The organism is Ruegeria sp. CF5, from assembly GCF_056537325.1.
In genome coordinates this window covers 74,351-83,675 of sequence record NZ_JBQFRI010000013.1, presented here as the reverse complement: position 1 = coordinate 83,675, position 9,325 = coordinate 74,351, and the positions used below count along the sequence as shown (strand labels likewise).

General features: G+C 56.2%; 7 protein-coding genes. 2 read left to right on the top strand and 5 right to left on the bottom strand.

Annotation, left to right across the window (positions count from 1 at the left end; genetic code table 11):
* On the bottom strand, nucleotides 1-1,533 hold a 1,533-nt coding region (locus tag ACR0NW_RS21820; RefSeq protein WP_480791949.1), incomplete at its 3' end, for a right-handed parallel beta-helix repeat-containing protein.
* 500 nt (nucleotides 1,534-2,033) lie between these two features.
* On the opposite strand from ACR0NW_RS21820, the gene ACR0NW_RS21815 reads away from it, so the two are divergent.
* Nucleotides 2,034-3,305: a right-handed parallel beta-helix repeat-containing protein gene (locus ACR0NW_RS21815; protein ID WP_480791948.1), complete on the top strand. Its 1,272-nt coding sequence runs from the start codon at nucleotides 2,034-2,036 to the stop codon at nucleotides 3,303-3,305.
* Between the two features lie 113 nt (nucleotides 3,306-3,418).
* On the top strand, nucleotides 3,419-4,783 hold the full coding sequence (locus ACR0NW_RS21810) for an O-antigen ligase family protein (RefSeq protein WP_480791947.1): 1,365 nt from the start codon (nucleotides 3,419-3,421) through the stop codon (nucleotides 4,781-4,783).
* Here the strand turns inward: ACR0NW_RS21810 and ACR0NW_RS21805 are convergent.
* The 4 genes from ACR0NW_RS21805 to ACR0NW_RS21790 are packed head-to-tail and all read right to left on the bottom strand — an operon-like array spanning nucleotide 4,773 to nucleotide 8,675.
* Complete coding sequence (locus tag ACR0NW_RS21805) at nucleotides 4,773-5,453, bottom strand: polysaccharide deacetylase family protein (RefSeq protein ID WP_480731989.1); 681 nt, start codon at nucleotides 5,451-5,453, stop codon at nucleotides 4,773-4,775. The two genes, ACR0NW_RS21810 and ACR0NW_RS21805, sit on opposite strands and share 11 nt — an antisense overlap.
* Entirely contained in the window at nucleotides 5,450-6,493 is a 1,044-nt protein-coding gene (locus ACR0NW_RS21800; protein ID WP_480791946.1) for a lipid II:glycine glycyltransferase FemX, read from the bottom strand. Before ACR0NW_RS21800 ends, ACR0NW_RS21805 begins: the two co-directional genes overlap by 4 nt.
* Nucleotides 6,490-7,707: a GNAT family N-acetyltransferase gene (locus tag ACR0NW_RS21795; protein WP_170656638.1), complete on the bottom strand. Its 1,218-nt coding sequence runs from the start codon at nucleotides 7,705-7,707 to the stop codon at nucleotides 6,490-6,492. The genes ACR0NW_RS21800 and ACR0NW_RS21795 overlap by 4 nt, the downstream gene beginning before the upstream one ends.
* Nucleotides 7,704-8,675, bottom strand: coding sequence for a glycosyltransferase family 2 protein (locus ACR0NW_RS21790; protein WP_480791945.1), 972 nt, complete (start codon nucleotides 8,673-8,675; stop codon nucleotides 7,704-7,706). The genes ACR0NW_RS21795 and ACR0NW_RS21790 overlap by 4 nt, the downstream gene beginning before the upstream one ends.
* Nucleotides 8,676-9,325 lie beyond the last annotated feature (650 nt).

Sequence of the window (9,325 nt, the reverse complement as noted above, 5' to 3'; positions counted from 1 at the left end):
GGGCTGCTGCTCTTCACCGGTATCGGGCTGCTGCTCTTCACCGGTATCGGGCTGCTGCTCTTCACCGGTATCGGGCTGCTGCTCTTCACCGGTATCGGGCTGCTGCTCTTCGCCGGTGTCGGGCTGCTGCTCTTCACCGGTATCGGGCTGCTGCTCTTCGCCGGTGTCGGGCTGCTGCTCTTCGCCGGTATCGGGCTGCTGCTCTTCACCGGTGTCGGGCGGAGTCGTTCCGGTGTCGGGCGGAGTCGTTCCGGTGTCGGGCGGAGTCGTTCCGGTGTCAGGCGGAGTCGTTCCGGTGTCAGGCGGAGTCGTTCCGGGATTGGTCTGGGACTGATTGTTAGACCCGGAAGAGCCCGTATTTATAAGCCAGTCAAAGTAAGAACCCGAGATATTGCTTGCGAGGTCAGAACCCGCATTCAGCGAATCCGCCGGGCTACCGGGCTTAACGATATATTGGTTGTAGCCATCCGCCTGCGCCGTCGCCTGATAGATGAAATGCTGATCATACTCGGAAGGCTTGATCAGAACATTGTCTGCAACGGTCCAGCCAGGCTGCCCGTTGTCACCCAGGATTTGCGACGTGATGTTCTGAGTGATCGTCACATTCTTGGAATCGCCTGAGACATTGATGAGCGGAATTTCAATACCGCCTGTCTGCGTCTTCTCATCCACGTGCAGAACCGAATTCTTGGTGACAGTGATCCCGTCAGCACCATAAACGGAAATACCATGCAGGTGGCCGTTGTAGATCACGTTGCCTTCGATCAGCACGTTGTGGTGGATGACATTCGGGTCGCTGATGTTCTTGCCGTCACCACCCATCCAGATGGTTTGAGTATAATCCCCGTTCCCCATGTCAAAGACATTGTCGCGGATGATGATATTGTCACTGCCGCTGCCGTTTGCGCGTTGAACCTGGATCATGTCACGGTGATCGCCAGCACCTGCAGCGCCGCCAAAATCGTGAATGTAATTGTTCTCGACCAGGATGTTGTCGACATTGTCGAAGACCAACCCATCCGAGCGGATCGAATGGATGTCATTCCCGGAGAAACTGACCCCATCGGAGTTAATCGCGATGGCGCCCTTCCACCATTTCGAGAACTCGGTATTGGTAATGTCGATATTGCTGGACCCGGTGATCATCAGGCCGGTGCCGTACCCGGTACCGTCCGCAGTTGTTCCGGTACCGCTGGCAAAATCGCCGTCGAAGTTCGAGTTGTTGAACGCGATATTCGAGCTGTTGGTGACGCTGAACTTGTTCTGGAAGTGATAGTCACCAGAGCTGAATGTGTAGTCGAAATTGACCGTGTCGAATGTGACATTCGACGCACCATTGAGATGAGCTTCGGAGAAGCTCGCCATCGCGTTCGGATCTGCAGACTTGATCGTTACGTTCGATGAGAACTGCGTATTGTTGAGACTCAACTTCCCATAATTGCCTGCCGCAAGGAGGATTGTTTCGCCGCCTGTTGCTTGCGCCAGCGCCTGGTTCAGCTCTGCCGCGTTGGATACTGTGATCGTTGTAGACATCCTACACCTTTAGATTTCATAAGCGCTTGAAAGCGCACGAGATCCCGCTCACCCAGGACGGAGGGAACAGTCGCGCGGGGGCGACAGAGTGGCCAAAATGCGGCTATATTTGGAAACTTGTGCCTGTTTCGGGACAATTAAGCCCGTCTGCCCATCATTTCCGAGTAAACACGATACTCGATACCGGGAATTGTTCCCCTTCCCTAAGCGGTTGAGTAACGTTTGGATGATTGATTCCCTGATCGCAACAATGGCCACGAAGTTGCCGTAATTCAGGCATGACCCCGCGTATCTCGGTCAGCCATAGGCAATGAATTGCCCGATGCCGCTACGGAAACCCACAAAACTTCATTAAAACCGCCCGGAAACCGGTGGTGTGACGCCATGGGGAGTACCAGGGGGAGTACCAGAGAATCCGCGTAATCCTGAGAGCGCCGCGATAGACACTATAAAACAGCTCGCCTAAGCTTTCGATGAACCGCAGATCAGAAAGGTGCGTCATGCCCGGATCACGTATTCTTGCCCTTGCAGGCGCGGCACTGCTTTTGTTGAGCACTGCCCTGGCCGCCGAGACACCCTGCGAGAGGCAGGACTTCAAACCCAGGCTCTCGACTCAGGCCGAAGGTCAGGCCATCTCTGATGCCGGGGCCCTTGCAACCGCGCTTCAGAATGCACGTGGAGGTGAAACCTACCTGCTTTCACCCGGAAACTATGGCACTCTGAAACTGGGCCGTACGTTTCAATCGCCCGTGGTGATCCGTTCGGCCGATCCCACCAACCTCGCCTGTTTCACGGTTGCGATCTTTGATGGGGCCGAGAACATTCATCTGGATGGTATCCGTTTCGACTATGTCTTCAAGAGAGGAGACCCGCACCATCTCGCCAACTTCGTCGTTCGCAACAGCCGAAAAATAAAATTCTCCAACTCCGTGTTCAGCGGGGATGTTGCCAGCGGCACCGGAACGCCCGAGGACGGCGCCGGGTTCGGGACCGGCCTGCTGGTTTTCAACGCTGACAACGTCGACATCACCAACTCCGAGTTCCTGACTTGGTGGAAGGCCGTCATCGTCATTAACACCGACGGCATAAATATCACTGACAGTGACGTGCATTCGATACGCTCTGACGGTTTGGTCTTCGACAATGTCGACAATATTCTGGTCAAAGATAATCATCTCCATGATTTTGGTGGTGCTGATGGCGTCGGCGATCACCGCGACATGATCCAGATTCAACGCGCCAATAACAGCGGCAGCGCCAACATCACCATTCGTGACAATGTCTTTGACGTGGGTGGCGGGGATTTCACCCAAACGATCTGGGCCGGAGGAGACGGGAAGAATATCGGCGACCGCCAGGTACGGCATCAGAATGTGCTGATTGAAAATAACATGATCTATAACGGTCATGTCCATGGCATTTCCATCTATGGTTCCGACAACATCTCGGTCAGGAAGAACTCTCTTATTAATGTGCCTGGCGGCCATTCCGTGCCTGCGATCAACATTTCGGCAGACTCTTCATCAGTGGTCATCGAACAGAATGCCGTGGCGAATATTCTGGGCTATGAAAATCAACGGGATTGGGTCGTACTCAATAATGCCATGATTCAGGATCAAACTCCGTCGCAGGGCGGTTATTATGATAGCCAGTTCATCTATTACGCGCGTGGAGCAAAGAACGGTTACAATGAATACGGCGTGCGTCCCGGCAGTCTTATCGACCGCCTGAATGCCGGATCAACGCTGGCAAAAAAATATCCCACGCAATGATGGGTAGTGGAGGCGGGGGAAGCACGGCTGGCAGCCTTGGGCGCTGCCGATGTACTGATCGCTGAATTTTACGAGTTGGAATGATTTATCCAGACAATGAGCAGGAATTTTGAATGACCGCCGTTTTGTCAACCAAAGCCAGTGCTCCGGCGACAAGGCCGCTGGTTCTGGTATTGCTGATTTTGTCCTTTGCAATGCCATTCTATTTCTTCCTGGGCGGGCTGAAGCTCAATGGCTACCGCGTGATCCTGATCCTCTTCCTGTTTCCCGCAATTTTTGGCTGGCTGAGCGGCAAAGCGGGAAAGATCAGGGCAATCGATTTTCTGGTTATCGGGTTTTGCCTCTGGGCATGTCTGACGTTGGCCGTCAATCACGGCTTTGGGCCGACATGGCAATTCATCGGGATGTTCATGATCGAAACCCTGGTCCCGTATTTCATTGCCCGCACGTATATCCGGAACATGGAGTCGTTCAGACACTTCGTAAAGTGGCTCTTCCTGCTCCTTCTGGTTCTTCTGCCATTCGCCGCCTTCGAAGCTGTTACGGGAAGAACCCCGCTACTGGATCTGTTCGGCAAGGTGATGAGCGTTTACCAAAAATGGGTCTTCGAACCCCGGCTGGGGTTGCTGCGCGCCCAGACAACGATGCCTCATCCCATTCTGTACGGAGTGTTCTGCGCGCCCGCCTTTGCGCTCACCTGGTATGTTCTGGGGTGGAACAAGTCACTCTTTAAAAGGGCCGGACTGACCTCAATCGTGGGGGGTGCCGTTTTCTGTTCGCTGTCGTCAGGCGCTTTCATGAACGTCATTCTGCAGGTGATGCTGATGGGATGGAACTGGGTGTTCCGGTTCCTCGAGAACAGATGGAAAATCTTGCTCAGTATTTTTGGCGTTCTGTATTTTATCGGCGAGGTTGGATCGAACCGGAACATGTTCCAGATCTTCGCAACGCATTTCACGCTCACACCGGGAACGGCCTGGGCGCGGATCAATATTTTCACATTTGTCTCTGACGACATTCTGCGAAACCCGCTTTTCGGGATCGGACTGCACGACTGGACCCGCCCCGCCTGGATGTGGGCGCTGAGTACCGTGGACAACTTCTGGCTTTTGATGGCGCTGAGGCACGGCTTCCCCGGACTAATTCTGTTGGTTGCCGCCGTGGTGACCATATTTTTTCAGGTCGGGAACAAAACGCTGAGCGGAGCGGCCGCAGATGCACGCCTTGGGTACCTGTTTTCCCTGTTCGGCATTTGCCTTTCCGCCATCACGGTGCATTTGTGGGACTCCACATACTGTTTTTTCATGTTTCTTCTGGGGGCTGGTATCTGGTTTCTGGACGTAGATGACCAAGCAGAGCAGGACGGCGGGGAAAAGCAGGCATCCACACAGGGCAAAACAGTTCAATATACACGGTTCCCGCGGTCGCAATCGGATCCGGCATCGCCCGGACGCCCGGTCCGGTCCGCTAACCGGTAACAGTCCAGTTGCGCCGGGCCATCCCCAGTGCGCGCCGAAGGCGGCGCAGGGGCGGCATCCGGCCTGAAAGGATCGCATCCATCGCCTGTTTCGACATGTCACCACGCAATGACGTCCGGGGGCGCAGGAATGCACCCTGACGCCAGCCCCCCCCGTCACTTGACCAAGCGGCAGAGTAACCCTCAGCACGAAGGGCGCGCAGCACCCGCGCATCGTAGCGACCGAACGGGATGCCTGCCTCGACCACCGGGTGGCCACAGATTTCCTCGAGTTGCTGACGCGAATCGCGCAGCTCCTGCCCGAGCGCGACGTCATCCAGAGTGGGCCAGACGACATGATCGATCCCGTGACTACCGATTGTCATGCCGGCATCGCGCAGAGCTTGCAGATGACCGGAATTCAGAGACCCGTCCTGCCCAATCCGCCCCGTAAGAACAAAAAAACACGCCCGAAGCCCACGCGCGGCAAGGGCGGGCAAGGCAATGTCATGGTCCGAGAGGTTGCTGTCATCAAAAGTAATCGTGAAACTCTCGGGGTCAGGGGACGCCGCAATCTGGTCGAGTACGTGTTCGAACTGACTGATCGAAAGCCAATAGGGTTCCTCACCAGTTTCCAGGGGACGTTCCGGCGCTCCGATACCATGAAAGTTGATACCCCTGAAAACCGTCATCGGCGCGCTTTCCTCAGGTGGGAATGAACCGTTTCTGCGGTGCTGATCAGGGATGAAACCAACCCGGCAGGACGGAACTCATAAGGTCCTGCCGCCTGCAGGTCCGTTCCCCCGGTGCGGAGTTTAAATTCTGCAACAGTGGGATTGATATCAGGGTCTATACCGTCAAGATCGTACCATTTCACCCCAAGCTCCCGACAACGCAGAATGGATTCCCACATCAGAAAATGGCCGGCATTGCAACGTCGGCCAACTGCAGTCGTGGCCCCGAAAAGATAGACGGCGCTACCGCCCGCCCTTCCGACCGTCATTCCGGCGATATCTGCACCGTCCTGCCGGGCAAACAATACCTCATGGATAAAATCACCCCCCCGAAGCGGATAATAGAATTCCGGAGGTATGTCAGGTTGCTCGAACCCTTTGGCAGTCTGAACATTCCGATAAAGCGCCTGAAACCGGTCGGCTGCATCGGATATTGGCACCACATCAAGCTCTAAATCGGCTTTCAGAGATTTGCGCAAATGGTTGCGCCACTTTCCATGCAGGGCACCCATCAGGATCTCTTCGTCCTGATCGGGATCAACGACCACTGTGCGATAGGGCGGGGACCGGTCTGTCGGGCGGAACCCCGCCGCAGCCACCGAGCGGTCCGCAGCCGACACATCATAAAGCGGCAAGGCGGGCAGGCGAAGCCGCAGAACACACCCAACTTCCTGTGCATAGGCGCGCAACGTGGCAAATACCGCGTCCAGCCTGCTCGGGTTCGTATCGGGCTGTTCCCGGTGGTGCATCAGGGGGCCAGCGGCGATCCAGGCGATGCCACGCCCCAGCCCCGGCACGCGCTTGAGGCGCAGACAGGCCGCGGCAACCGGTTTGCCCGCCTGATCCGACAAAGTGATGAATTGCGCCTCGGCCCCGATCCGTTTTGCTGCTGCCTGCGCATAGGTCAGGGTTTGCTCATAGGTCAGATCACGAAACCCCGCGCTGATCCCGGGCCAGTCTTCGGCTGCGACTGTCTGCAATGTAAAGGGTGGGGTCATAGCTGTGTCCGTATCCAGTTGGTCCAGAGTTTACCGGGCCGTATCCCCAGCCGGGGGCGGATCTTCAGAAACCACGCGCGATAATAAAAGAAATGGAGCGCATCCGCCCAAAGAAGCAGCAGCAAGGCCCGCAACCGCGCCGGGGTTCGATCAGGAGCAAGCACTATATTGTGAAATGGCACCAGTTCACCGCCATAACTGAGCTTGTATTCGTATTCCCCCGCACCTGCTTCGATCAGACGAATGCCCGAACCAATCAAATCCTCTACACGCTCGACCAAGCCCACGCGGCCCAGGCCGTTTTTTGCATATTCAGGGTCTATTTCACGGGCATTCAGCCACCAATAGGCCTTATCCCCCAGCGTATAACGCAGCTGGCTCGACAGGAGTGTCTGGCCCAGCCATTGCTCGTCTATCGCCGCCTGCTCCCTGGGCGCCAGCTGCCGCAGCAATGCGCGATAGAACGCTGCGGCCACACACCAGTCGGAAAAATGTCCACCCTTCCCTGCCGCCCGCCATTGCCTTGTATGCAGCTCGATAAAGCGATCCATCATCGCGTCGACCGTATCCGGGGTCGAACTGACATTGCTCAGCGGCTCATCCCTGGTCAGGCGTTTGATATCCCGCCGCACCTCACGTCGACGGCTTTTGGAAAGCGCGCCCATGAATGCATCAAAGTTCCCGGGCAAATCCATTAATGTGTGTCCCCGCAGGCTGCGATCACGCAGAATGGATATGCCATGCCCATCTGCAGCGCGCAGGTTCCCGAGCTGTGCGGCGCGGTCAGAAAGCGGTGAAAAGCTGATGGCTGCACACTTCAGATCATGCACCAGATGCCGGAGAACGATCTTCAGCACAGTTTCCTCGCGGCCAGCTGCAATCGGCAGGCCCATCACCGCAAAATTCGGATCCACACCGGCCAGCCGGGCCACACGCACGGGTATTGGTCCCGCCCATATGGTTTCGATGCAAAAAGGCAGAACAGCTATAAGGTGGGGGCCATCCCGCAAGACAAAGCTGGCCGGACGGCGACTGGCGGCAAAGGTGGGTCCGTAATGATCCCACCAGGCTGATTGCCAATCAGTCAGAAAGTATATGTCGGCGCCGGTCGCGGTGACCAGATCGTCCCAGTCCGCCCTTGTGTCCAGCGAATGGGCCGGTGCCTCAAGGCATTCGATCACAATCCCGGATTTGGCGGACACCGTATCTTTCATGTACTCGGCTCCTGACCGAACAGATGATAGCGGATCACCGCCTCTGACAGCCGCAAACGTGCCTTGCGCTCGGGCGTGGAGCGCAGCAGACCCATCAGGCCAAACACCGCCCCGCGCAGGGCTGCGCTGCTGATAAAGATGGCGCGCACCACCAACTCTCCATACCGGCCATAGTGTTTTCTGGCATAGATTGTCTTGCTTTTCTGTTTTTGCACATACATGCGCGATTTGATCTGCACCGTGCTTTTTGACCCGCCTTCCAGATGCAGAATCCGCGCCACGGGCGCAAACACACAGTCCCATCCGGCATCGCGGATGCGGCGGCACCAGTCGGCCTCTTCGGAATAAACAAAGAATGCCTCGTCCAGAAGACCCACCACCTCGAACACGTGACGGGGTACCAGCATGAACATGCCGGACACCACATCGACCTTACGCTCGGATTTACGATCCCAGTCCCCGTATTCGGCATGACCCAGAAACCGGCCCTGCGGGGACAGGCGATGCAGCCCAAATTCGATCAGCGCAAGATTTGCAGGTCCGGGGTCGGCAAAACAGGTGCGCTGGATCGTGTGTTCATCCTCCAGGACCTGACACCCGACACAGCCCACGTCGGGGTGCTGCTCCAGCCAGCCCACCATCGTGTCGATTGCACCGTCCAGAATGATGGTGTCAGGGTTGAGCAATAGCAGGGTTTGCCCTTGCGCGATTCTCAGGCCCTGATTGTTGGCGGCGGCAAATCCCCGATTGGTATCGTTAGCAATCAGCCGGACACCGGGAAATTCGTCACGGACAAGATCTGCCGAACCGTCGTTCGAGGCGTTGTCCACGACGATGACCTCGTGCGGCAGCTGCGTCTCGTGCGCAATGGATTTCAGGCAATCCCGAAGAATGTCCCGCGTGTTCCAGTTCACGATCACAATGGAAACGGCATATTCGGTATTTGTACTGTGCGGTGATGCAGCCATAGCACCCTGTTCTCGTTAACCACTTACATATCTAAATACTCAGCCACTGATTCACTTTCTGAACACGCTGGCTGTAATCATCTGATGGCCACAGTTGTCAAAAAGCAGCCGCAAAAGTCAAAGTATATAACCAATACATTGAGGTAATAGTTTGGCGGCGAGAGCCTTGGAAAGACAAGGTGGCATTGCGAACGAATGCGATCCGTCAACTGACTGACACATCATGAGTCACCGCTTCCGGGTGCTTCACACCCCCACGGCACGAGGACAATATGCATGAAGATGGCAGATTGTTGAAACAAACTGCGCGAGGCACTCCATCGCGATGACGCATGCATTTCCCGTCAGCCTCCTCCCCGGTCGACGAGATCATTACAGAAGTACAGAGCGGTTTCTGCCAGCGGTCGATCCGTCCTGAACGGCAAACCCTCCAATTGTCTGAGGGTTGGAATATAGTATATGTTTCAATCGCTTAAATCACGAACCCGCAATCTGATGGCCGGGCCTGCCTCCCCTGATCGTGCCAGTATGGCCGGGAAGAAGGGGAAAGCGCCATGGCAACTGCCGCCCAGCCATCACTTGTGGTGACAGCTGACCAGCCCCGGTACCTTCTTCCTGCTATACCCCCGGGATACCCCGGAAGAACGGGG

Bases quoted from the DNA above. Each gene is read 5' to 3' on its own strand.
- ACR0NW_RS21800 (WP_480791946.1), bottom strand. From the start codon at position 6,493: ATGACCCCACCCTTTACATTGCAGACAGTCGCAGCCGAAGACTGGCCC.
- ACR0NW_RS21805 (WP_480731989.1), bottom strand. From the start codon at position 5,453: ATGACGGTTTTCAGGGGTATCAACTTTCATGGTATCGGAGCGCCGGAA.
- ACR0NW_RS21815 (WP_480791948.1), top strand. From the start codon at position 2,034: ATGCCCGGATCACGTATTCTTGCCCTTGCAGGCGCGGCACTGCTTTTG.
- ACR0NW_RS21795 (WP_170656638.1), bottom strand. From the start codon at position 7,707: ATGAAAGATACGGTGTCCGCCAAATCCGGGATTGTGATCGAATGCCTT.
- ACR0NW_RS21810 (WP_480791947.1), top strand. From the start codon at position 3,419: ATGACCGCCGTTTTGTCAACCAAAGCCAGTGCTCCGGCGACAAGGCCG.
- ACR0NW_RS21790 (WP_480791945.1), bottom strand. From the start codon at position 8,675: ATGGCTGCATCACCGCACAGTACAAATACCGAATATGCCGTTTCCATT.